At 70.8% G+C, this 23,562-nt stretch carries 20 protein-coding genes; 7 read left to right on the top strand and 13 right to left on the bottom strand.

The window, feature by feature from the left end; all coding sequences use genetic code 11:
- Positions 1–32: 32 nt before the first annotated feature.
- Both OWM54_RS01920 and dacB read right to left on the bottom strand, forming a co-directional pair.
- Entirely contained in the window at positions 33–2,210 is a 2,178-nt protein-coding gene (locus OWM54_RS01920) for a prolyl oligopeptidase family serine peptidase (RefSeq protein WP_267696476.1), read from the bottom strand.
- A 168-nt stretch (positions 2,211–2,378) separates the two neighbouring features.
- Positions 2,379–3,866, bottom strand: coding sequence for a D-alanyl-D-alanine carboxypeptidase/D-alanyl-D-alanine-endopeptidase (gene dacB / locus OWM54_RS01915; protein WP_267696475.1), 1,488 nt, complete (start codon positions 3,864–3,866; stop codon positions 2,379–2,381).
- A 102-nt stretch (positions 3,867–3,968) separates the two neighbouring features.
- Here dacB and OWM54_RS01910 point away from each other — a divergent pair, with 102 nt between their 5' ends.
- Positions 3,969–4,091: a hypothetical protein gene (locus OWM54_RS01910; protein ID WP_267696474.1), complete on the top strand. Its 123-nt coding sequence runs from the start codon at positions 3,969–3,971 to the stop codon at positions 4,089–4,091.
- On the opposite strand, the gene OWM54_RS01905 is transcribed toward OWM54_RS01910, so the two are convergent.
- Both OWM54_RS01905 and OWM54_RS01900 read right to left on the bottom strand, forming a co-directional pair.
- The gene (locus tag OWM54_RS01905) at positions 4,092–6,059 is read right to left on the bottom strand and encodes a sulfatase-like hydrolase/transferase (RefSeq protein ID WP_267696473.1); all 1,968 of its coding nucleotides are present in this window, start codon (positions 6,057–6,059) and stop codon (positions 4,092–4,094) included. It lies immediately after the preceding gene.
- Between the two features lie 178 nt (positions 6,060–6,237).
- On the bottom strand, positions 6,238–8,358 hold the full coding sequence (locus tag OWM54_RS01900) for a DUF4114 domain-containing protein (protein WP_267696472.1): 2,121 nt from the start codon (positions 8,356–8,358) through the stop codon (positions 6,238–6,240).
- Between the two features lie 201 nt (positions 8,359–8,559).
- Between OWM54_RS01900 and rdgC the strand changes: the two genes are divergently transcribed.
- Both rdgC and OWM54_RS01890 read left to right on the top strand, forming a co-directional pair.
- On the top strand, positions 8,560–9,210 hold the full coding sequence (rdgC, locus tag OWM54_RS01895) for a recombination-associated protein RdgC (protein ID WP_141322884.1): 651 nt from the start codon (positions 8,560–8,562) through the stop codon (positions 9,208–9,210).
- Positions 9,197–9,886, top strand: a complete 690-nt coding sequence (locus OWM54_RS01890; protein ID WP_141322863.1) for a hypothetical protein — start codon at positions 9,197–9,199, stop codon at positions 9,884–9,886. Before rdgC ends, OWM54_RS01890 begins: the two co-directional genes overlap by 14 nt.
- 45 nt (positions 9,887–9,931) lie before the next feature.
- On the opposite strand, the gene OWM54_RS01885 is transcribed toward OWM54_RS01890, so the two are convergent.
- The 3 genes from OWM54_RS01885 to OWM54_RS01875 form a co-directional block, all read right to left on the bottom strand.
- Positions 9,932–10,798 carry a hypothetical protein gene (locus OWM54_RS01885; RefSeq protein WP_267696471.1) on the bottom strand — a complete coding sequence of 289 codons (867 nt, stop codon included), beginning with the start codon at positions 10,796–10,798 and terminating at the stop codon, positions 9,932–9,934.
- 57 nt (positions 10,799–10,855) lie between these two features.
- Positions 10,856–11,389 (bottom strand): hypothetical protein, encoded by a 534-nt coding sequence (locus OWM54_RS01880; protein WP_267696470.1) that lies wholly within the window; start codon positions 11,387–11,389, stop codon positions 10,856–10,858.
- Positions 11,390–11,524: 135 nt separating this feature from the next.
- Positions 11,525–11,965 (bottom strand): hypothetical protein, encoded by a 441-nt coding sequence (locus tag OWM54_RS01875; protein ID WP_267696469.1) that lies wholly within the window; start codon positions 11,963–11,965, stop codon positions 11,525–11,527.
- 130 nt (positions 11,966–12,095) lie between these two features.
- Here OWM54_RS01875 and OWM54_RS01870 point away from each other — a divergent pair, with 130 nt between their 5' ends.
- Complete coding sequence (locus OWM54_RS01870; protein WP_267696468.1) at positions 12,096–13,136, top strand: cupin-like domain-containing protein; 1,041 nt, start codon at positions 12,096–12,098, stop codon at positions 13,134–13,136.
- Positions 13,137–13,151: 15 nt separating this feature from the next.
- Here OWM54_RS01870 and OWM54_RS01865 read toward each other — a convergent pair whose 3' ends face one another.
- Positions 13,152–13,319: a hypothetical protein gene (locus OWM54_RS01865; RefSeq protein ID WP_223751048.1), complete on the bottom strand. Its 168-nt coding sequence runs from the start codon at positions 13,317–13,319 to the stop codon at positions 13,152–13,154.
- A gap of 117 nt (positions 13,320–13,436) precedes the next feature.
- Between OWM54_RS01865 and OWM54_RS01860 the strand changes: the two genes are divergently transcribed.
- On the top strand, positions 13,437–14,432 hold the full coding sequence (locus OWM54_RS01860) for a cupin-like domain-containing protein (protein ID WP_267696467.1): 996 nt from the start codon (positions 13,437–13,439) through the stop codon (positions 14,430–14,432).
- Positions 14,429–15,163, top strand: coding sequence for a hypothetical protein (locus tag OWM54_RS01855; RefSeq protein ID WP_267696466.1), 735 nt, complete (start codon positions 14,429–14,431; stop codon positions 15,161–15,163). The genes OWM54_RS01860 and OWM54_RS01855 overlap by 4 nt, the downstream gene beginning before the upstream one ends.
- Here the strand turns inward: OWM54_RS01855 and OWM54_RS01850 are convergent.
- The 3 genes from OWM54_RS01850 to OWM54_RS01840 form a co-directional block, all read right to left on the bottom strand.
- Positions 15,132–15,530, bottom strand: coding sequence for a hypothetical protein (locus OWM54_RS01850; protein WP_141322857.1), 399 nt, complete (start codon positions 15,528–15,530; stop codon positions 15,132–15,134). The two genes, OWM54_RS01855 and OWM54_RS01850, sit on opposite strands and share 32 nt — an antisense overlap.
- 8 nt (positions 15,531–15,538) lie before the next feature.
- Positions 15,539–16,810 (bottom strand): hypothetical protein, encoded by a 1,272-nt coding sequence (locus OWM54_RS01845; RefSeq protein ID WP_267696465.1) that lies wholly within the window; start codon positions 16,808–16,810, stop codon positions 15,539–15,541.
- A gap of 82 nt (positions 16,811–16,892) precedes the next feature.
- A complete protein-coding gene (locus OWM54_RS01840; protein ID WP_267696464.1) occupies positions 16,893–19,658 on the bottom strand; it encodes a hypothetical protein in 2,766 nt (921 codons plus the stop codon).
- 182 nt (positions 19,659–19,840) lie between these two features.
- Between OWM54_RS01840 and OWM54_RS01835 the strand changes: the two genes are divergently transcribed.
- Complete coding sequence (locus OWM54_RS01835) at positions 19,841–20,800, top strand: FAD-dependent oxidoreductase (protein ID WP_267696463.1); 960 nt, start codon at positions 19,841–19,843, stop codon at positions 20,798–20,800.
- On the opposite strand, the gene OWM54_RS01830 is transcribed toward OWM54_RS01835, so the two are convergent.
- The gene (locus tag OWM54_RS01830; protein ID WP_267696462.1) at positions 20,779–21,663 is read right to left on the bottom strand and encodes a hypothetical protein; all 885 of its coding nucleotides are present in this window, start codon (positions 21,661–21,663) and stop codon (positions 20,779–20,781) included. The two genes, OWM54_RS01835 and OWM54_RS01830, sit on opposite strands and share 22 nt — an antisense overlap.
- Positions 21,664–21,765: 102 nt before the next feature.
- Positions 21,766–23,508 (bottom strand): N-acyl-D-amino-acid deacylase family protein, encoded by a 1,743-nt coding sequence (locus OWM54_RS01825; RefSeq protein ID WP_267696461.1) that lies wholly within the window; start codon positions 23,506–23,508, stop codon positions 21,766–21,768.
- Positions 23,509–23,562: the final 54 nt, after the last annotated feature.

The raw sequence follows: 23,562 nt of genomic DNA, 5'->3' as shown, positions 1-23,562 counted from the left end.
CGCGGCGGGCCCTGTGCACGACGACGCTGTGACTACTGCGGCTTCGGCGCGGCCACCTTCTTCGCGGGCGGCAGGTACTTCACGCCCAGCTGGCTGAAGATGAACGAGTACGCGTCCACCTCCTCCTCGATGCGCGCGTTGAGCGGCGTGCCGGCGCCGTGGCCCGTCTCCGCGTCGGCGCGCAGCAGGATGGGGTTCTTCGTCGACGTGGCCGCCTGCATCCGCGCCACCATCTTGCGCGAGTGGAACGGGTCCACGCGCGGGTCATTGGCGCCGGAGGTGAAGAGCACGGACGGGTACTTCGCGCCGTCCTTCACGTTGTGCACGGGCGAGTAGGCCAAGAGCGCCTTGAACTGCTCGGGGTCCTTCACCGAGCCGTACTCCGTGACGTTGAACTGGCCGTTGGACGTGCGCTCCGAGCGCAGCATGTCGTAGAGGCCCACGCGGGCCACCACGGCGCCGTACGCCTCCGGGTGCTGCGTGACGACGGCGCCCATGAGCAGGCCGCCGTTGCTGCCGCCCTGGATGGCCAGCTTCCTGGGCTGGGTGTACTTCTGGTCCACCAGCAGCTTCGCGCAGGCGTAGAAGTCGTCGAACACGTTCTGCTTCTTCGTCAGCGAGCCCTCGGCGTGCCACTTCTCGCCGAACTCCGAGCCGCCGCGCAGGTTGGCCACCGCGTAGACGCCGCCCTGCTCCAGCCACAGGCCCGCCAGCGCGTTGAAGCCCGGGGAGATGGAGATGTTGAAGCCGCCGTAGCCGGTGAGCAGCGTCGGGTTCTTCCCGTCCAGCTTGGTGCCCTTCTTCTTCAGGATGGAGAGCGGAACCTTGGTGCCGTCCTTGGACGTGGCCTCGGTGCGCACCACCTCCACGTCGCTCATGTCCAGCGGCGCCGTGCGCGCCAGCGCCGTCTTCGTCACCTGGCCGTCCTTGGCGGAGAAGCGGTACCAGGCCTGCGGCTGCACGAAGCTGACGTTGCTGAAGTACACGTCGTCACCACCGGCGCTCACCAGGCCGCCGGTGGAGGACACGGGCGGCGTGGGCACCAGGCCCAGGTCCTTGCCCTTCAGGTCCACCATGCGGACCTGCGACGGGCCACCCAGCTGCTCGTTGATGTACAGGCGCGTCTTCGCGGGGAAGAAGCCCTGGATGCTGGCCTCGCCCTCGGGCACCAGCACCGTGGCCTTGTCCAGCGTCGGCGTGGCCAGGGGCAGGCGCAGCACCTTGCCGCGCGGCGCGTCCTGGCGGCTGAGCAGGTAGATGGCGCCGTCGTGGCCGAAGCGGCTGCGGATGACCTTGTCCGCGAACTTCGTCACCTGCGCCCACTTCCCGTCGGGGCCGTGCAGGTAGAGCATGTACTCGCCGCCGTCGCCGTTGGCGACCATGGCCGCGATGTGCTTGCCGTCCGGAGACGTCTCCAGCTCCGTCATGGCGATGCGCGGGAAGTCCTTGCCCAGCGCGTACGTGTCCTGCTCGGTGGGCGTGCCCAGCTTGTGGAAGTAGACCTGCTGGAAGAAGTCGCGGTCCGCGGCCGGACGCTCCTCGCCGCGCGGATAGCGCGTGTAGAAGAAGCCCGTCCCGTCCGCGTTCCACGCGAGCCCGCCGCCGGCCGTGCCGCCGTTCACGCGCGGCACCACCTCGTTGGGCAGCGGCTTGCCGGTGGCCACGTCATAGACGGAGACGTCGCCGCTCTCCGTGCCGTTCTTCGACAGCGACACCGCCAGCTTCTTGCCGTCCAGCGTGGGCTCGAAGAAGTCGATGGTGGTGTGCCCCTTGGGGTCCAGCACCATCGGGTCCAGGAGCACGCGCTCCTTCGACGGGTCATCCACGGAGCCGAGCACCGCCAGGTACGGCTGCTGGCGCGGCGGCTGGAACTTGATGACGAAGAGCGTGCCGCCCGCCTCGGTCAGCGCGCCGTAGCCCGGGGACTTCCACCCGAGCAGCTCGGAGATGCGCTGGCGCAGCGGCTCACGGCCGGGCAGCTTGTCGAGGATGGCGCGCGTGTGGGCGTTCTGCGCGTCGTTCCACTGCTTCACCTTCGCGTCGTCGCTGGCCTCCAGCCACTGGTACGGGTCCTTGACCTCCGTGCCGTGGTAGGTGTCGACGACGTCCTTCTTCTCCGTGGCGGGCGGCTTGGAGGGGCCCTTGGCCGCGGCCAGGGACGCCAAGGGCAGCATCAGCGCCGCCGCGGCCATCGCGGTTCTCAGCTTCATGTTCACACCTCGGAAGGGGGATTTGGCGGGCCGCAGCCTGCCATGTCCTCCCACCTCCAGGGGGGGGTTCCCGCCAGGGGAATGCCGCGAGGGGCCGGGTGTTGCCTCGGATTGCCTCCAGGCGCGCGGCGCGTCAAGCGCGCCGGGAATACCGGCCGTTCCCGCCTTCTACGGCGCGCGCAGCGGCAGCTCCACGAGGGCCGCGGCGAAGCGGTCGAACGCCTCGTTGGCGGGTAGCGCGGTGGCCTCGTCCATGTTGCCCAGCATCAGCGCGAAGACGACGCGCGGGTGCTCGGCGTCCCCGGGGCGCTCCACCACGCCCGCGAAGCACTTCTGTCCGGACAGGGTGCCCGTCTTCGCGCGGATGCGGCCTGCGGTGACGGGCGTCACCGGGCGGTTGGCGAGCGTGCCGTCCACGCCCGCCACGGGCAGGCTGTCCACCAGCGCCGCGCCGTACGGCTCGCGCAGGCTGGTGAAGAGCACGCGCGCCAAACCCCGCGCGGTGGCCAGGTTGTAGCGCGACAGGCCGCTGCCATCGACGGGGCGCAGGTCGCGGGCGGGGATGCCTCGGCGGGTGAGCTCCTCGGCGAGCGCGGTGCGCAGGTTCGCGTAGCCCTCCACGCCGCCGCGCTCACGGGCGAAGCGCAGGCCCAGCCGCTCCGCGTAGAGGTTGAGCGATTCCTTGTTGGTGACCTTCACCAGCTCGGACAGGGGCGGGCTGGCCAGCGTGACGAGCGGCTCGGGCACGGGCGGACGCAAGGGGGCGGGGGCCTCCAGCGTGAAGGGCAGGCGCGGCACGCCTCGCTTGAGCAGGGCCTCCTCGACACACGCGGCGAAGAGCTCCTGGGGCTCGTCCACGGAGAGCCTCACGTTGGCCGTGCGCGGACACTGGTTGACGGGCGAGCGCCACACGCAGCGAACGCCCGGAGCGCCGCGCTGACGGGTGCAGGAGAGGTTGGCGCGCTCCGCGTTCGGGTCCACGCGCACGACGGTGGAGAGCGTGGCGAAGGCGGGCGTGAGTTGGACGTGGGGCGGCTGCGCGCAGTCCGCGCCCTCGGGACGGGAGAGCGCGAGGTCCACCACGTTCTCGCGGAAGACGAAGGGCGTGGGCGCCGCGCTGTAGGCGTACGCGACATCATCCCAGGCCCAGCCGGGGCCGAAGGGAACGTCGTCGTCGATGCCGCGCACGCGCACCTGTCCCTTCCACTGCCGCACGCCCTTCGCCTGGAGCGCGTCGGCCACCTGCTCACAGGCGAGCGCTGTCTCGGGGAAGCGCCACGAGCCCAGGGACGGGTCTCCCGACGAGTCCACCACGAGGTCTCCGAGGAACAGCCCATCGGTCAGCGTGCCCTCCAGCGTCACCGGCGTCTGGAAGCGATAGTCCGCGCCCAGGGCGGAGAGGACGGACGCGGTGGAGACGACCTTCATCGTCGACGCGGGCAGCAGCCGCACGTGCTCGCGGTGGGCATACAGCGGCTCGCCCGTCGTCGCGTCCAGCACGAAGGCGCTCGCCAGCGCACCCTCGTCCTCCAGCGTGGCGAAGAGCGAGCTCGCCACCGAGCTCACGGTGGGCGTCGCGGGATGTCGGGTGTGACGGCAGCCGACGGGCAGGGCGGCGGCGGCCAGGACGAGACAGAAGGAGAGGGCGCGGCTCATCACGGGCGCCACGCTAACGCCCACGACCTGGGGTGTCATGTGGCGCGACGGGCCCCGCGGGTCGCTGCGGCACCCCGGCCGTCCGGTATCCGACCCGGCCCGGTGACCTGTCGGGCGGACGCGTCCGGCGCCGAGCAGTCGACGAAGGGGGGCACCCGCCACCGGCTCGAGGACGGCGTCTACTCCGAGCTCGAGCCGGTGGGCGCCGCCGCCGCGTCCGAGTGACTACGAGGCGGGCCAGGGCGACAGCTTCTCCGCCTCGTACTTCAGGAGCAGCGCGTGCGTCTCGCGCGCGGCGGACTCGACCTCCCCGGGTGAGAGCCCGGGGGGCAGCTTGGGGACGAGGGTAGGGAACGGGCCGTCGAAGACGAGCAGGTTCTCCAGCTCCAGCGCGTCATTCTGCAAGTCATACAGCTCCCACTGGTCCGCGTGCTCGCCCGACGGGTCGAACGTCCGCGACAGCTTCCAGCGCGGCGTGCGCACGCAGCGCACGTGGTTGGGCTGGCACACCGGCCCCGGCGCGAGCCACGGCAGATGCCCCGCGCGCGTGGTGCCTTCGCGAAGCGCCTCCACCGAGCGCACGAACACCGAGTAGATGGCCTCGTCGTGAATCTGGTGCGGGTCGCCGGTGCGCGGCAGGGGCTCGGTGATTTCGTCGTCCGTGATGAAGAGCACGCCCTGACGGGCCGTCCCGTCCTGCTCCTTCACCGTGTCCGCGGTGCCCTGCACCAGCGGGCTCAGGTCTGCGCCGACGAACGGCGGCACGGGGTGATGCAGGCGCAGGTCCGTGCGGATGGCGTCGACCTCTCCCGATGACAGGCCCGCGAGCCCCAGCAGCGTGGGCAGCACGTCCACGTGGCTGGTGAGCGCCTCGTGCTGACGCGTCTGGGGACGTTCCTTCTCCAGCGGCATCCGCACCACGAGCGGCACGTGCAGCGCCTCCTGATAGGCGGTGTGCCACTTCTCCATCATGTAGCCGTGGGAGCCGGCGTACTCACCGTGGTCCGAGAGGAAGACGACGATGGTGTTCTTCGCGAGGCCACATTCATCGAGCGTGCGCAGCACGCGCTCGATGTGTCCGTCCACCAGGTGGATGAGCCAGGTGTAGTACTGGTTGAAGCGCAGCGTGGACTCGTCCGGGGCGGCGGTGAGCTGGAAGGGGATGCCCGAGTTGAGCGTGACGGCGACGGGGTCGATGGACTCCTTCGCCTGGTGCATCGCGAGCCCCGTCTTCGCCGCGAGCGCGAGCCCCATCTTGTACGCGTAGTCGCGCTGACAGGTGGGCTTGTTGGCCAGCGAGTCATGCACGTTGGGCGGCAGGTGCGAGTTCTCCTGCGGGAAGCCCATCGGGTTGAGCGGGAGCGTCCAACTGCCCGCGACGGGCGTCGCCGACTGGCTGTGCTGACCGGGCACGAGCAGGGGGCCCACGGGACGCGCGTCCGGGTCCATCTGCCTGGGGAGGATGGGATACGTCGCGATGTCGTGCGGGTTGGTGAACGACGCGACGGCGAACCACGGCTGCGGCGTCGTCGACGGTCCGTCGGCGCGGGGCGCCGCATAGGCCTGCTCGGCCAGCGCGCGGTTGTAGGGCTGCCCCAGGCCCATCCTGCGCAGGAAGGTGCACGCGAGGTCCGCGAAGCCCACGTCCCGGAAGGTGCCCAGGTTGTTGACCGAGGACCCGTGGGGCTCCGGATAGGACAGCTCCCAGTCGTCGAAGCCGAGCCGCTTCAGCGAGTGCTCGGGCGGATTGGCGAAGTGACACTTGCCGAAGTAGTGCGTGTGATAGCCGGCCATCTGGAACCAGTGGCCGATGGTGGGAATCCCCTCCGGCACGAGCCACGGAAAGGCCGCCGCGTCGCCGCTCTTGAAGAGGCCGTCCGTCTGGGTGACGCCCGTGCGCGTGCCGTACTGGCCCGTGTAGATGGCGGCGCGACTGGGGATGCAGGCCGAGGCGGCGATGGTGTGGTTGCGGAAGATGGACGCGTTGCGCCGCAGCGCCGCGAAGCCCGGGAAGAACTTCCGATAGGGATTGTCCTCGCCCCCCTCGTCGATGAACCCCAGGAGGTCCTTGATGCCGGGAAGGAATCCTCCCCCCGCGCCATAGGCGAAGCGCGGGAACATGAGCTGGTCCACCGTCAGCAGCAGGATGTTGGGGCGTGTGGGGTTGTCCATCCCGACGGCGATTGCAGCCACCGTGCCCGGTTGTCCCGGTGCACGCGGGGGCTCGGGAGGACGACCCCGTCGATGCGCCATCGCGCGTCGCAATGGTACGCGTCTGCGTTCGTCGCGGACGCGATGCGGTGCCTGGGAGAGGGGGTGGGAGCCGGACCCGCGAGGCGTCACGACTCCCGGCCCCTGCTTCACGCTCCCGTCATGGCGTGCGCGTCAGCTCGTATCCGATGTCGACGTTGAGGACCTCCGGCTGGCACATGAAGTCACGCGTGCCGAGCGACGCCTGCCAGCACAGGCTCTGGCCCTGGAAGGTCGAGACATCCATCACCGTCTCCGACACGCCCGCGGCCAGGGGCGCATGCAGCCAGGTGGGCGTCGGGTTGGGCATGCAGGTGCCCGCCGAGCACACCCTGCAGTCGGGGGAGATGGCGTAGGAGGCGTAGACCTCGCTCGTGGAGGCGCAGTAGGGGCCGAACGCGTCCGACTTCCCCACCCTCACGCGCGAGACGAAGCAGCGCGGGTCCAGGTCCTGGGGCAGGGCCCCGAGCGAGGCAGTGCGCGCGAGCCCCGAGGGCTCGGCCTGCAACTGGAACACGACGTTGGCGAAGTCCCGGTCGCCGCCGCCATTGAGGTCCTCCCAGCCCATCAACCAGCGCCGCGGGTACGCGGGTGTCGAGGCCAGGGCCAGGTGCGGCATGGCGCCGTTCGACGCGGCGGGGACGACCAGCCGCTCCGAGGGGAGCATCATGGCGCCGTACTCGGGCCTGCGCAGCGTGTGCATGCCCAGGTCATCCAGCCAGCCACACATCGGCCGCCCGTTGCCCGGCAGGGCGCACGCGGTGGGCGTCGTGGGGTGCACGCGGTCGCAGGTGTCGCGATAGGTGCAGCCCTGGTTGAACTCGGCCGCGGGGCTGGTGCCTCGCGTGTCCATGTCCAGGTTCCAGGCGGCCTTGGAGAAGAACACGGAGACGGGGGACTGGAGGAACAGGGCGCACCTGCCATCCGGCGACTTCTTCAAGCAGGGGAACGTGATGCCCGTGTCGGCGGGCGCGTGCTTGCTCTCGTAGTAGGTGACGAGGAAGAAGACGATCTCCCGGTGACTGTCGATGGTGCCCAGGGTCACCTTCCGGTCGCGCGGCGTGATGCCGGGGTCGGGGTTCTGGGGATTCGGCAGGCCCTGGGCCGTGTACGCGGAGACGTCGTAGTCGGGGATGCCATCCGGCAAGGCCAGCCGGCCGTCCTGGACGGGCCCCATCTGATTGTAGGTGGTCGCGTCCTCGTCGTCGTCCGTGAGGAGGACGGCGAGCCGGCCCAGCCCCTTGAAGTCGTTGTCCGGCAGCGCGGGCTCGAGCAGGTTGGGGATGCGCGCGAAGCGCCCCCGGTCCGAGTAGCCGTTCGGGTGGGTGTCGACGGTCCACTGACCCACGACGTCCGTGGTGTAGGCGGTGTTCCCCTGTCCCGGACGGGGATCCGCCAGCGGCTGACGCCGGAAGGTCGAAAGACAGGTGGACCTCATCGCGAGGTCCGGCTCGCTGTACGTGAAGCCCCCCGAGACGAAACTGCGCGGGCACCGGGGATTCACGCCGATGTAGGGCCGCGCCTGGGGACCGCTGTGCGGCGCGACGTTGTAGAGGTCCTCGTGCAGGTCGGCGATGCCATTGCCGTTCGTGTCGAGCAGCGTGTCATTGGCTCCGACGTAGCCGCGCGCCACGAGCTCGTCGTGATACATCCACCCGAGCGTGTGGCTGGCGACGGCGCTCTTGCGCACCATCTGGAGCGACAGGAACACCGGCTCCTCGAAGATGATGCGCTCCGCGTTCATCGGCCCGTGAGGCAGCGCGAGTCGCAGCGAGCCGTTCTCGGAGAGGGTGACGCCGTTCAGGTGACTGAACTGCGAGGCGGCGAAGGGCTTCTGGTAGTCGAGGTACAGGTCACCGCCGACGTTGAAGGTGAAGGCCACCTCGGACGTGAGGCCGTGGCCGTTGGTGATGGCCACCTTCACCGGCGCGCTGCTCGGAGGAAGGCAGTCCGGCGCGGTCCAGGTGACCTCGCTCGTGGTGGCGCCGTGGACGGGCGGCGCCAGGGCCCCCTCCGTGGAGGTCCACGTGAAGGTGAGCGGCGAGCCCTGTGGGTCGCTCGCCGTCACGCCGAGCACCGACGTGCCTCGCGACGGGACCTGCTCGGCGGACTGGGTGGTGCTCTCGACTCGCGGTGGCAGCAGCGCGAGCGAGGCGGGGTCCGCGTGTGCGCTCGTGGCGGCGAGAGACAATAGACAGCCCAGGGCCATCCACCTTGGGGCGGGGCGGGATTGCTGTGGCATGTGTGTCCTGTGGGGTGGCGTGGACCGCCAGGCGCCGTCCACGCGTTGGGGCTGTCACGCCCGGACAGGGGTGACAGCCCGCAGACGCGGGCTTCATCAGAAAATTCTAGAAAGCATGAGAATCCCGGAGAGGGTCCGTCCGAGGAGAGCACCAGGAGTGCCTTGACGAGGTCGCCCGCGCCCCCCATCCTGCCGCGCCCCATGCCAGTCCTACGTGGTGCAGTCACCTTCTCGCGCTTCCGGGTCGAACCGTCGAAGGAAGCGCCTTCCGACATCAAGCGTTCGCTCCCGCGGGGCCTCAAGGCGAACGCGTTCGAGCCCATCGACCGCCGCTCCGAGGATGACCGGGCCGCGGGCTTCGTGGAGCTGGAGAACGCGGACGCCGTCGACTTCTCCGTCGGGCGCGTCTTCTATGGCGAGTACGCGCTGTTCTCGTTCCGCATCGACTCGCTGAAGGTCCCCGCCGCCGCGATGAAGGCGGAGCTGGCGAAGTGGACCACCCAGTTCGAGGCGGAGAACGACCGCCCCGCGTCGCGCGCGGAGAAGACGCAGGCCAAGGCGCAGATCAAGCAGATGCTGCGCACGCGCACCACGCCCCGCACCAACGTGCTGGACGTGAGCTGGAACCAGAACACCCAGCAGCTGCAGATCTGGGCCGCGTCGCGCAAGGTGGTGGAGGAGATCCTCATCGCGCTGGAGAATGCGCTCGGGCTGAAGCTCGTCGCGCTGACGCCGGCGGCCATCGCGCAGGCGTCGGGCATCGACGAGGGGGCCCTGGGGCCCACCGCGGAGCTCATCGGGATGGACCTGCCGGCGGGTGCCGGGGCGGAGGTGGTGCATGGCGAGGCGTGAGCAGGCGCGGGCGGATGCCGCCTTCGCGCGAGGAGACATTGGGGTCGACGGCGCCTCCACGGAGGAGACGAAGGACGTCGCCGAGGTGGAGAAGGGGCAGGCGCGCGAGCAGCTCCTGCGAGGCCGCGCGTACCTGGGCCGCGAGCTCTTGACGTGGATGCTCTGGCGCTCGGAGTCGGGTGACGCGCTGGTGGAGCTGGAGGGCACGGGCGTCAACGTGCTCTTCATGGGTCGCATCATCCTGCGCGGCGTGGCGGGCGACGTCACGGAGCTGAGCGCGAAGGGCACGCTGGCGCCGTACTCGGAGCAGGTGAAGCACGCGCTGGACAAGGGCCTGCTGGTGGCCCAGGCGCGCATCCGCTTCACCCATGGCGAGAAGGAGTACGAGGCCACCATCGACTCGGAGTTCCTCGACATCCGCGCCGCGAAGCTGCCCGCGCTGATGAGCGAGGAGGAGGATGACCAGCTCAGCGAGCGGCTGTTCCTCACCGAGCAGCTCTCCGCGATGGTGGACGCGCTGGTGAACGACTTCCTCAAGGTCCGCGTCGGCAAGACGTGGAGCAAGCAGGTCGTCCCGGCGATGAAGGAGTGGATGCGCGGGGACGAGCAGGGCGCGGATGCGCTCTCCAAGGCCGCGCGTGCCCGGGGCCGCGAGGCCCGTGCCCCCCGGCACTGAGTCCGTCTGAAGTCGGCTTCGTGAGCTCGCCCCGGAGAGGCGGGCTCACGGAGCGGGCGGCGCGAGCGCGCGGAAGCCCTCCGCCAGCGCCAGCCCGATGTTCCCCATCAAGTCCTGTCGCGCGTTGACGACGTACAGGTGCGGCGTGAGCGCCCACACCTCGCGGACGATGCGCCGGGGTGGGGGAGGCGGCTGGACGCTCAGCTCCGCTTGCAGCAGCGGCAGCACCTTGTCGGAGAGCCGCAGCGCGGTGTCCATGACGAAGACGCTGACGTGGGGGCGCAGGGCGCGGACGCGGCGGAAGAACGCGCCGACCTCGTCCGGTGCCAGGTGCTTGGGCGGCGAGGACTTCATCTCCAGGTAGACGAGGTGGCCCTCCGCGGTCGCCACGACGTCCAGGTCTCCGCCGACGTCGGGCGCGTGGAACTTCACGCCCGCGGCCACGTCGAAGCGCAATCGCTCGCGCAGCTCGTGCGCGACGTACCACTCCAGCGTGCCGCCAAAGCTCAGGGCGGGGTGGGTGAGGCGGTAGCGGCCGGCCTCCTCGCGCGTGGCGAGGTCCATGGACACCAGGTCCTCGGCGAAGGCGGTGGCGCGGTCCTCCTCGAGGTAGCGGGTGGCCTCCTGGGGCGTGAAGCTGCCGCGACGGAGGATGGCGCCGCGCAGGAAGAGTCGGAACGCGTAGTGGCCCAGGCGCTCCACCAGCCGCTCCGCGCGGCTCGGGTCCAGGTCGGCGGGGAAGGGCAGGTCGAGCGGCGCGACGGTGGCCTGGAAGCCTCGGCGCGCGAGCATGGCGAGCGGCTCGTTGCCGAGGGGAAGCAGCAGGCGAGACGTGGGCGTGGTGCTGGCCTCGTCCTGCTCCAGCTCACGGGCCGTGGGAAGCTCATCCTCGGAGGGCGGCTGCACCGTCATGACGCCACCCTAGCCCGTATCGGGGCTGCTGGTGACGCGCGACACGGCCAGCCGCCTCTACAGGCCGAGGACCGTCAGCGTGGACAGGCCATTGAGTGTCGTCAGCCCCTGGGGAGACAAACAGGCCGCGAGCTGGTCGAGGATGGGGATGGCGACGACGAGGTTGACGAGTTTGCCCGAATACCGCCCCGAGGTGACGGTGCCGACGGACGTGTACACCTGGAGGTTGCCCACCACGTTGGCCTCGACCCCCAGAATGGACAGGGTCGACACCTCCTGGTTGGACCAGGCCACCGTGGCGGTGCTCAGGCTCGGCGCGGCCGTGCATGTGGCGTTCTTCAGCACGACGCTCTCCACGTAGACGGCCGAGGTGACGACGCCATCCGACACGGGGCAGCTCGTGTAGTCGATGCGCCCCTCGAAGAGGACGTCGCGCGGCGTCAACAACAACAGGCCTGGCGAATAGGTCGACTGCTCCACCCCCACGCACGTCACCAGTGGCCCTTCGTCGGCCAGCGCGGTGCGAGGCGCCAACACCCCCAGCCCCACAACGAGCGCGAGCCTCGCGACGTGTCGAATGGAAAGGAACATGAGCCAGCTCCGGGAAGGGCGCCTCGCGCCAGGGGATGGACGCGAGTGTCACGGAGCCCAGGGCCCGCCGGAATTGTCGGCGAGTCCACCCGACCTGTCAGGTGCGACACGGTACACGGACCGCAGCGCGGCGGCCTACTGCACGGGCACGGGGCAGTAGCGCAGGAACTCCGTCACCGGAGGTTGGCAGAGCTGGAGCAGGCGCGCGTCGTCGCCGAAGCTCTTGCCTCGCGCCTGGAGATAGCACGCGGCCGGGTCGTCCTCATCGGTGGCGAACTGGCAGAGCTGGAGCGCCTGCGCCTGCGTCAGCGAGCCCTGTTCCTGCACGCGCAGGAAGCACTTCGCCGGCGCGGAGGAGCGCGCGCCGCGACACAGCTGGGTGGCCGCGAAGTCGTCCGTCAGCCCGCCCTGGCTCGCGGCCGTGTAGCAGGCGACCTGGGGCGCCACCGCCTCCTCGTCATCATCGTCGTCCTGTGCCAGCACGCTCGTGGGCGCGAGGGTGAGCAGCCACGCTGTCAGGCCACCCAGGCCAGCGAGCGTGCGGACGAAACGGAACCGGCAGTGGGCTGGTGTCATCGCGTGTCCTCTCGGCCCTCAATCTAGGGAGTGCGCGCGTCGTGCTGTCCCACCGTGCCTCCCGGCCGCTCCAGGACGGTGCGAGCGACGGGGCGCCACGCGCCACGCACGCAGACGCGGATTCGGTAGAGTGGCCCGCGCACGCGACAGCGATGGGGGCATGGTGGACGTCGCTTCATCCAGCCTGGATCCGGAGTGGCGAGCGTGGCTCGCCGAGAACGTCGTGCGAGGCGTGGCCCCGACGCGACTGGTGGACACGCTGGTGTCCGCGGGAGTGCCGCTGTCCGAGGCGCACGCTCACGTCGAGGCCGTCCAGCAGCATCCCGCCGTGTCGATGGGACGTGGCCACCTCACCCGACACGAAGACGTCCTCTCGCTCCTCGACACCCGCGTCGCGCTCCATCGTCAATCCGGTCGACACCGCCACCTGGCGCGTCACACGGACCTCTCCATCCCGGCGCTGATGGAGCGCCACTACCTGGCCCACGAGCCCGTGCACCTCCAGGGCTTCATGCGCGACTGGCCCCTGATGGAGCACTGGCGCCCATCGTCCCTGGCCCGGCGCTACGGCCACGTGGACGTGGAGGTCATGGCCGGCCGGGAGGCGCGCGTGGACCACGACCTGGACCCGGACGCGTGCCGCGCGGTGATGCGCTTCGAGGAGTTCCTCCGTCGCCTGGAGGAGGGCGGGCCGTCGAACGACCTCTACCTCACGGCGCGCAACTTCGCGCTGGAGCGCGAGGAGCTGCGCGGCCTGCTCGACGACGTGCGCTACCCGTCAGGCCTCCTGCGCGCCTCCGACCGGCCGGGCGCGGTGAAGCTCTGGGTGGGCCCCGCCGGCACGCTGACGCAGCTGCATCACGACCTGGGCACCGTCCTGTTCGGACAGGTGCATGGACGCAAGCGCTTCCGCCTCATCCCCTCGTTCCACACCCACCACGTCTACAGCCACCTGGAGGTGTGGAGCCAGGTCGACGCCGAGCACCCCGACCTCACGCGCTTCCCCCTGTATCGCGAGGCCGACGTGCTCGAGGTCGTGGTGGAGCCCGGTGACATGCTCCTGATTCCCGCGGGCTGGTGGCACTGGGTGCACGCGCTCGACGTCAGCGTGTCCGTCACCTTCCAGGAGTTCGACGTCCCGGGAGGCAACACGTGGTGGAGGCTCGGATGAGGCCCGCGGGCGTCGTCACTTCTTCAGCGGCGGCGTGGTCGGCGGCTCGGTGGGCGTCGTCCTCTCCACGGAGGGAGCGGAATGCCCTCCCGGGTTGGGGACGATGCGCGGCGCCTGCCGCGTGGCCGGGTTGGGCGGAGGATTCGGAACGATTCTTGGAGCAGGTTCCTTGGACGTCGTCATGCCATCCCCAGTGCAACGTGGTTGCCTTCGTGGGTGGTATATCGCACCGCGCGAAACATGACTCGTGACGACAGCGAGACCCTGCCGGCGTCCCTGCGTTCCTGGCTCGCGGAAAACTTGACCGCGGGGGTGGGGCCCGCCCGGCTCGTCGAGGTGCTGCTCACGCTGGGGCTGTCCGAGCCCCGGGCCCACGAGGCCGTGCGCACCATCGCCGAGCACCCCGCGGTGCGTCACGGGCAGCGCTCCGCGCCCCTGCGCGACGAGCTGGAGGCCTTGTTGACGGCGCGCGCCGCGCTGCACGCCCAGCGCCACCCGGGGCCCACGCCCGCGGCGGTGGAGCGGTGTCACGGGCTTCCGGCCGAGGACTTCTTCGAGCGCTACTACGCGCGCAACCAGCCCGTCGTCATCGAGGGGCTCCTGGACGACTGGCCCGCACGGACGCGGTGGACGCCGGAGTGGTTGGAGGAGCGCTTCGGTGACGAGCCGGTCGAGGTGATGGCGGGCCGGGACGCGGAGGCGGACCCGGACTTCCACGCCGAGCGCCTGCGCCGCACGTGGCTCCTGCGAGAGCTGGTGACGCACGTGCGCGGGACGCGAGGCTCCGACGACGTCTACCTGGTGGCGCGCAACAGCCTGCTCCTGCGCCCCGCGTTCCGGCCGTTGCTCCAGGACCTGCGTCCTCCCGCGGGCTACATCCATCCGGACCTGAGCGCGCCGGACAGCGTGCACCTGTGGTTCGGTCCCGCGGGCACGGTGTCCAACCTCCACCACGACCACCTCAACGTCCTGTTCTGCCAGGTGCTGGGGCGCAAGCGCTTCTGGCTCCTGCCGCCCTGCGAGACGCCCCGCCTCTACAACGACCGGGGGCTCTACAGCGCGGTGGACATCCGCGCCCCGGACCTGACGCGCTACCCCGGCTTCGCGCGCGCCACACTGCATTCGTGTGTGGTGGGGCCGGGAGACACGCTGCTGATTCCGGTGGGCTGGTGGCACGCGGTGGAGGCGCTGGACGTGAGCATGTCGGTGACGTTCGTCAGCTTCGACAGACCCCAGCGCAACGTGGAGTGGCGCGACTACTGGATCGGCCCCAGGCCGGAGAGGGCTCCCCGATGACGGAGGCAGACAAGCCGGACGTGCTCGCGCCGGAGTGGCGACGCTGGGTGGTGGAGAACCTGCTGCGAGGCTCCGAGGTCGAGGACCTGGTGGCCGTGCTCTCGCGCGCCGGAGTCGACCCGGAGCTCGCGCGCGCCGCGGTGCACGCGGAGGCGGAGGACCCATGTTTCCAGGGCGCCGCGCGGGCCGTGGCCATGCAGCGCAAGCTGGAGGGACTGCTCGACCTCTATGGAGACCTCCATCGACAATCGGAGGGACACGCGCGCATCGATCGACACGAGCACCTGTCGCCCGAGGACTTCTTCGAGCGCTACTACTTCCAGAACCTCCCCGTGGTGACGCGCTCATCCGTGGGACTGGTGGCCCCGGAGTCCCCCTCGGTCGAGTGGCGGGACGCGCCGGGCGCCGCGCGCGCGTTGACGCCCGTGCGCCGCAACACCTTGCTGTGTCAGGTCCAGGGTCGCGCATGTCTGGAGTTGCTCCCCGCGTATGCGTTGCACCGCGTGTGGGGCGCCAGGTCGGTGCCGGAAGGGGTGCCGCGTCTGGAGGTGGAGCTCCTGCCCGGTGAGCTGCTGCTCCTTCCCGTGGGCTGGTGGTTCACCCATCACTCCCCGGAGGGCGGTGCCGCCACGGTCCACGAGTCCTTCGCCGTGCCCGGGCCCGACGTGTCGTGGACTCCCCGGCCGGAGTCCCGTGAGCCTACGCCGGCTCCTCTCCGCCGCCCCGGTTGAGCAGCCGTCGCGCCATCGCCTTCAGGGCGGGGGAGCCGGGCTCGCGGTCGAGCCGCTCCAGCACGTCCTGGGCACGGTCGATGCGTCCCGCCTGCTCGAGGATCTTCAGCGCCTTGAGCTGGAGCAGCTCCTCCGGTGGCATCGAGTGCGTCGCCGGTGTCTGTCCCCGCATGGGCAGTCGGCCCTTCTGGTTCAGCAACTCCACCAGCGCGCTCACGTCCTCGCCCTCCAGGGGCGCCGCCGCGAGGGGCTTCGCGGCGTCCTCCAACTCCTCCAAGGCCTCCATCAGCTCTGCCCAGGCGAAGCCTCGCGGCGGGACGTCGCGCTCCGTCACCATCCGCCTGAGCTGCTCGCGTATCGTCGGCATGACAACTCCTAGCGTGTCCACATGATGTCTATCTCTGGGACCTGCTCCGTCCCGACGGTGATGCCGAACGCGTTGCGCTCCAGGTCCACCTCCCAGAGTCGCCCCTGGGCTCGCAGCGTTCCCATGAGGAACGGCAGGGTGGGGTGCAGGTAGCGACGACGCAGCGAGGAGTCCTTCCCCAGTCGGACGGGCCTGCCGTCCGCGGGAGGCAGCGGCATGTCCAGCTCCACCGGCTCGCTGCGGAAGCAGGCGTCGTAGAGGTAGAGCCGGCCGGAGTCCTCCAGGAAGTTCAGGCAGTGGCCGTCATCCCAGCCCGCCATGAAGGCATAGCGGGACTCCACGCGGCCCAGCAGCTCCACCGGCTCGTCCGGCGCGAAGGGGTAGTGCGCGCAGTCCTGGAAGCGGCCGTGCAACCGCGTCAGCCGGCTGGGCTCGGGTTGGTTGATGCCCGGCGCCACCGCCACCATCGCCTCCCAGCGCACCTCGTCCGTGCGCGCGTCCTCGCGAGGCCTCAGGTGCAGCGTGCGCCCCTCCAGCCTGACGCCCTGGATGTTGGCCAGTTGCTGGAGCAGCTGATACCAGCCGCCGCACATGCCGCCGCCGACCGCCAGCATGTGCCGCACCGTCCACGCCGGCACGCCGTAGCGCAGCCCCGTCTCCGGGAGCCCCCGGAGCACGGCGTCGCAGATGTCCTTGCGCGACTCCAGCCCCGCGCACCAGCGCGAGGACCAGCGCACCAGCGGCGCGTAGGCCCCCGAGACGGGCGCCCCTGTCTCTCCGTGGCGCATCGGCGCGCCCGTGGTGAAGAGCTCGTGCTGGCTGTCCCCGAGGAAGAGGGTGCGCGGGCTGCCGTCCGCGTCCGTCCACTCCGCCACCCATTGGAGCTCCAGCGCGTGGGTCCCGATGTGGTTGGGCAGCGGCCGGTTGAAGGGCACCGGCTCCGCGAGCGTGCTCCAGCCCGCCGTGCGCTCCAGGCTCACCGGATGGGGACCGAGCCAGCGGATGCGCGTGCCCGGACTGCCCGGCGTGGAGAGGGCGGGGCCGAAGGCGCTCAGCTCGAAGGAGGAGGGGACGAAGTGGTTGGCGAGCAGGGACACCCGGACGGAGGGGCGCGCGCCTCGCACGTACGCGACGGGCTCGGCGCGATGGTCGCGAATCCACTCCGGCAGCTCGCCCAAGCGGGTGTCCGTGACGGGATTCCAGAGTGGAATCGTGCCACTGTCCGCGTCACCTCGGTCGAAGTGCAGGCTGTAGATGGCCAGCGGTTCCGCGTGGTGCATGTCCACCTCCCCCTCGCGCGTGCTCCCGGGCACGGCTCTGCTTCACCAGCACCCGCGGCCTCCCCGAAGGCCGTGGGTGGCGCTACTCGTACAGCAAGACCTGGCTCACCCAGGGCGCGCCCTTGACCTCGCGCAGCCAGCGCAGCCGCTCCGCGCGCAAGGCCACCGCCGGCGTGGCGCCGCCGTGGATGCGCTCTCGCACTCCCTGGAAGAAGCGCCCCGCGGAGTCCGGGATGTCCACCGTCGCCGCGAACACCGCGCGCGCTCCGGCGCCCACGAAGGCCTGGGGCAGCGACGACGTCTGATGCAGCAAGGGGGGCAGTCGCGCCGCGCTGCACGCGCCCAGCAGCACCACCGGCGAGCCCTCCAGCTTCACCTGCCGCAGCGCCTCCGAGGTGAGCGCGTAGCGCCCGTCGTACTCGGGGGCCAGCGCGATGACCGGTGCCTCGGACAGGCTGCGGTCCACCACGCCGTGAGCGTGGAACTCGATGTCGGTGGCGCGCGCCATGGCCTCCAGCACGCGCGAGGGCGTGGCCTGCGCGCCCGACAGCTCCATCGACTGACCGACGGGCGCGGGCGTCGACTCCCACGAGGACAGGCGCGCGAGCCCCAGCCCCGCGGGGGTCTCCACGTTGGCCACCACCACGTGCAGCGGAGCCGCGGGCTTCCTGTCGGGCGCGGTGGCGGTCCGCGTCGCCACGCGGTAGCTCCACGCCATCTCGGGCGGCAGCAACCCGGCGCGGCTGTCGAGCGGCGGCGCGGCGAGCACGTCCACCTGGGGACAGGGCCTCAGCAGGGCCAGGAGCGACTCCGGCACGAGCCCCGAAAGGTCCTCGCCCAGCGGCTCCTTGCGCGAGGCATCCAGGTGTCCCAGCACCTGACCCCGGGGCCCCAGCGCCACCGCCACCGTGCGTTCGGCCTCCATCGCGGCGATGAGCGCGCACTGCTGGGGCCGTGTCACGCCGAGCTGCCTGGCCACCACGTCCGGCACCTCATTGAAGGCACCGGCCTCACCCGCGGTGACGGCCATCGTCTGGTAGGCCACCGCCGCCGCGTCGCGCGCGTCCGCATCGGTGGAGAGGTACGGCTCCGCGTCGCGGATGACGGCGGCGAGCTTCTGGTTGCCGACGCTCCGGTTCAGGAGCAGCTCGAAGCGCGCCTCCACGAGCCGGGCCAGCATCCTTCGCCCGGGTGTCTCGCGGGCCGCGAGGGCCCGGGCCAGCTCCGCGCGAATCTGCTGTTCGTCCTGGGGCTTGCGGTCCAGCCGCATCAGGTCCGTGAGCGTCCACGCGCCGACGAGCCCGACGGTGGGTCCACACTCCTGAGCGCGCACCAGGGCTCGGCGCGCCTCCTGGGGCCGCAGCCGCATCAGCTCCAGGGCCGCCACGTTGCGGTGGACGTAGTTCTTTACGTCACAGGTGTCGGGCGCCCGGGCCAGGTACTCGGCGAGGTAGGCGCGAGCGGCGGCCACGCGGAACTGGAAGCGCGCGGCCTGCGAGAGCGCGCGCAGCGCGGCGGACTCCAGCTCCCACTCGCCCATGGACTGCGCCTCGCGCCAGCTCGCGCGCGCCGTCTCGTCGGCCTCCAGCAGGCGATTGGCGGACGTGGCCCGGTGGCTCACCTTGCGCAAGAGGTCCGCGCAGCGCGGGCGCAGCCGCTTCTCCCGGCACAGCGTGAGCGCGGCCTTGAGCCGCTGGTCCGCCTGCCACGCCTCACCCGCGAGTCCCTCCTGCATCGCGAGCGCGTCCTGGACGAGCAGCTCCACCCAGGGGTCATTCCACTTCCGGGCCAGCGACTCCCATTCGTCGGGAGGGCTCGGCGCGTCGGGGGAACGCAGCTTCGCGCCGAGCAGCAGATCGGCCTCCCCCGAGGCTCGCAGCCGCGTGAGGAGGTCCGCGGAGGCGGCAGCACGCGTCTCGAGGAGCCTGGTGTACTCGGCGGCCAGCGGCGCGCGACGGGTGAAGTCCCGCGCGGCGGTGGCGCGCGTGTACTCGGCCAGCGCCGTGCCGCCGTGGATGCCGTCGAGCAGCTCGGCCAGGGGCAGCAGCGCCGTCACCCGCGCGGAGGAAGGGGCGGTGCGGACGGCGTCATAGAACAGCCCGCGCGCGATGCCGGGATGCTGGCGAGCCTCCTCCAGCGGCACGGGCGCGCGTGCGTCCGTGCTCAGCCGCGTCATGGCCGCGTGGGTGCGCTTCCAGGACTCCATCCGCTGCGTCACGGAGCGCCGCAGCGCGGCCGCCTGCTCGCGGGCCTCCTTGCTCCAGCCCGCCTCGCCCAGCGCGGCCACCTCGTCGAAGACCGAGGCCGACACCAGGTGCAGCCCCATCTCCCGCAGGACGAGCGCCCGGTTCCACAGGGCCTGGGGATGGCGCCCGGATGCCTCCAGCAGCGTGTCGAGTCGCTCCAGCGCGTCGTCATGCCGCCCGAGCAGGAGCAGCGCCACGGCCTGGTCATTGTCCCGGTTCAGGGACGGCTGTGCGTGCTGCAGGTGCGCGAGCCCCTGCTGCGGGTCGCCATGCACCAGATAGGACGCGGCGATGCCGGCGCGGTCTGCCTGCTCCTCCAGCCGCGCCAGCTCTCGCAGTGGCACGGCGACCGAGGCGCGCTCCTCGCGGGGACGCGAGTAGGGACGGTGCACATCCGCGGCGGGGACGGAGAGGCGCGCTTCCAGCGGCCGGGTGCGTGCGTCGGTCAGCCAGAGCAATTCCTGGCGGCGGTGGGCCAGCGGCCCCGAGCGGGCGATGAGGATGGCCGGGAACACGAGCAGCGGGATGAGGTGCCACGCACGCAGGCGAGGGGCGCGTCGCCCTCGAGTGGACTTCCCTGGTGCATCCAGCTCGGCGGCCATCCGCTGGACCCTCCCCGTCACTTCGCGTCCCGGGGCGCGAAGCCAGCACTGCGTTCGTGTGTCTTAAGCCAAAGACGCGGATGTCGACAAACCGTGGAAAATAGAGGCGCGAATCGCACACCGCCTCGCGGATGACGCTGCGGGTCAACCCTGACGTGCCGCGCGCGGTAGGCTGCGGTCCCATGTTCATCGTCGTCCTGGGTGGTGGTGTGTCAGGTCTGACCTGCGGCATCCGCTTGCTGGAGGCGGGGCACACCGTCGAGGTGTGGGCGCGGGAGGTGTCACCGCACACGACGTCGGATGTCGCGGCGGCCGTCTGGTATCCCTACCGCGCCTGGCCGCAGGAGCGCGTCAACGCCTGGGCCAGGAGGACATACACCGTGCTGGCCTCGCTCGCGCACGAGCACCCCGAGGCGGGCATCCTGCAAGTCTCCGGCGTCGAGCTGTTCCGTCGCCACGTGGAGGACCCGTGGTGGCGCGACAGCGTGCCCGACTTCCGCCGCGCGAGGCCGGAGGAGCTGCCGCCAGGATTGTTGGAGGGTTATCACTTCACCGCGCCGGTCATCGAGATGCCGCGCTACCTGCCGTTCCTGATGTCACGGCTGCGCGCGCTGGGCGGAAGGATTGTCCAGCGCGAGGTGCGCTCGCTCGACGAGGCCTGGGCGCGCGCGTCGCTGGTGGTCAACTGCACGGGGCTGGGAGCGCGCGAGGTGGTGGGGGACTCGACGCTCTATCCGGTGCGGGGCGAGGTGCTGCGCGTGTCGCCGCCGCCCACGGACCGCTTCCTCTTCGACGACGAGCACGAGGGCGGCATCGCCTACGTGATTCCTCGCTCGGCCGACTGCATCCTCGGCGGCACGGTGGAGGAGGGGAACGGCTCACTCACTCCGGACCCGGCCGCGGCGGGCGGCATCCTGGCTCGCAACGCGCCGCTGTTGCCGCCGGGCGCGGTGTTCGACGTGGTGGAGCACAAGGTGGGGCTGCGCCCCGGACGACCCACCGTGAGGCTGGAGGCGGAGGTGATCGCGGGGCGCTGGGTGGTGCATGACTACGGACACGGAGGCGCGGGCGTCACGCTTTCGTGGGGTTGCGCGGAGGAGGTGGTGGCGTTGGTCGCCGCTCACCAGACGCAGCTGACGTAGCCCGTCTTGCCGTTGGTGACCTTGAGGTCCGTCCAGCCGGTGGCGTCGTTCTTGGTGAGCGTCACGCCGTCCGCGTAGCCGCCGGTGAAGTCACCGAAGACGCCGCGCAGCAGGCCCACGGTGGAGGCGCCGTTGCACATCTGCACGGTGGCGTTGCCCTCCCACGAGCCATCCGCCACGCCGCCGCCGGGGAAGTCCACGCAGTGCGCGGTGCCGCCCATGTTGGCCGGCTCGCTCGCGTCGTCGGACGACCAGCCCTTGAGCACCCACGCGTCGTAGGACGCGCCGCCGTTGGGCGGGAAGATGGTCTGCTTGCTGACGAGCAGACCCGGCTTGGAGTCACCCTGGTAGTGGAACGTCATGCCGGCGCGCGACCAGATGCTGGTGATGAAGCAGCGGCGATTCGTGTTCACCGGCACGTAGGGGAAGGCACAGCTGAAGGACGTGCACTCCGACCAGCTCATGGACACGCGGTTGGCGGTGTTGGCGATACAGGTCGCCTCGCCCACCACGCCCGTGCCGATGCCGTCGCGCGTCTTGAGCTTCCAGCGGCCGCCCTCCTCGTACACGCCGACGCTGGAGATGGGGTTGTAGGGGTGGGCGGACTGGCCCTTGAGGTTTCCGCGCACGCCCGTGAGGAAGCACGTCTGGGTGTTGGAGGGACCCAGGTCCAGGTCCGGGCCGCTGTTGCCCGGCGTGCCCCAGCCCCAGCGTCCGGTGACGACGAGGCCCTGCTTCGCCTCGCCCAGTTCCTCCATCGCCGGGGTGTTCTCCGGCGTCTGCGCCACCTCCATGCCCTCGCCGCAGGCCACGGCGAGCAGGGTGAGCGGCAGGGTCCACAGCAGGTTCGTTCCACGCGTCATGATTCAGTGCCTTTCCAGTCGAGTGCTTCGCCGGGGGTTCAATCCCGGTGTCGCTGGCTGGAACGGACCTTCGCGCGGATATTCCCGCGGCATTTTCCGCCGTCAGGCGTTGGCGCGCAGCACGCCGCCGAAGCCCCGCTCGCGGCCGAGCGCCGGGGACACCGCGCCGTCACTCACCGCCTCGCGGCCGGAGATGAGCACGCTCTTCACGGCGGCGTCGTTGCGGCGCACCAGGCGCACGAAGCCGCCGAAGTTCTCCATGGGCGCCTCCGCGATGGCGTCGAGCTTCGCGTCCAGGCCCTCGGGATTGACGATGACCAGGTCCGCGCGCTTGCCCTCGGCGAGCACACCCGCGTCCATGCCCAGCCACTCGCCAATCTCACCCGTGAGCCGGTGCACCGCGCGCTCCACCGTCATGAACGGCTCGCCGCGCTTGTCGGCCTCGCGCACCAGTCGGAGCAGGCGCAGCGGGAAGTTGTAGTGCGCCATGTTGCGCAGGTGCGCGCCCGCGTCCGAGAAGCCGATGAGGATGTCCGGGTGCTTGCAGATGTACTCCAGCTCCTGCAACCGGTCGTTCGCCATCACCGTGTACCAGCGCAGCGCGTCCCCGTGCGTGGCGATGAGGTCCAGGAACACGTCCACCGCGTCGCGGTCCTGCTCCTTCGCCACCTGCGCGAAGGACTTGCCCACCACGCTTTTGTCCGGGCACTCGAGGATCTGCGATTGATTGAAGTCGCGGTGGAAGGCGCGCGGCAGGAAGCGGTTGGTCCACTGGCTTCGGAATTGCGCGCGGTAGACGGGGTCCTTGAGCAGGCCCGCGCGGGAAGTGGCGTCCTGCAGGTGCAGCGCCGCGGCGCCCGCGCCGAACTCCTCGAAGACGACCAGGTCGATGCCGTCCGCCCACAGGTCGAAGATCTCGGGCAGGGCCTGCCAGCGGAAGTTGGCGCCCAAGAGCGTGTTGGCCGCGCGCGAGAGCACGCCGATGAGGCGGTGGATGCCTCGGCTGGCGCGCGGGTCCATCATCGAGATGACCGTGGTCTTCAGCGTCTTGCGCCACAGGCCCATGCTCTCCAGCAGGAACAGCACCACGTTCACCTTGGTGCTGATGTTGGGCACGCCCTGGAAGACGCGGCCGCGCTCGCGCAAGAGCTTCGTGAGCCGACGGTACTCGCTCCAACGCGCGTAGGTGGAGGGCAGGGGGCGGCTGCGGATGTCTCGCGAGCCGCCCATCTTGTCCCACTTGAGCGTCATGATGGACAGGCCCAGGTAGCCCAGGTCCAAGCCGTCGCGCACGAGCGACTCCATGCGGCGCAGCTCGTCCTCGCTGGGGCGCACCGTGGAGTCCAGGCTGCGGTGCAGTCCCATGGCGTGGGCGCGCAGCGCGGAGTGTCCCAGGAAGGACGCGACATGGGGACCCAGCGGGAGCTGGTCCAGGTGCTCCATGTAGCCGCCCAGCGTGTCCCAGGACTTGCGCTCCTCGAGCAGCGAGCGGACGGTGTCGTAGGGGATGGCCTCGACGCGGCAGAACATGTCCGCCAGGTCCTCGGGCTTGCCCACCGCGAGGCTCAGCGAGCAGCTGCCCACGACGACGGTGGTGACGCCGTGGCGCACGGACTCGGAGAGCGACGGGGCCAGCTCGACTTCGGCGTCGTAGTGGGTGTGGAAGTCGATGAAGCCCGGCGTCACCCAGTGCCCCGCGGCGTCGATGACCCGGGTGCCCGGGCCGCGCTCGATGGGGCCCTCGGAGAGGCGCGCCACCTTGCCTGCCTGGATGCCCACGTGGAGCTTGCGGGGTGGGTTGCCCAGACCATCGAACACGAGTCCGTTCTCGACGATGAGGTCCATGGCGGGAGCCTAGGGCCGCTGTTCTGTCGAGTTCCAGGAAGAAGCCGTGTCGGG

Origin of the sequence: Myxococcus sp. MISCRS1 (assembly GCF_026626605.1) — a bacterium.
Lineage (GTDB): Bacteria > Myxococcota > Myxococcia > Myxococcales > Myxococcaceae > Myxococcus > Myxococcus fulvus.
The sequence above is the reverse complement of the archived record's forward strand: the minus strand, read 5'-3'. Positions and strand labels throughout refer to the sequence as shown.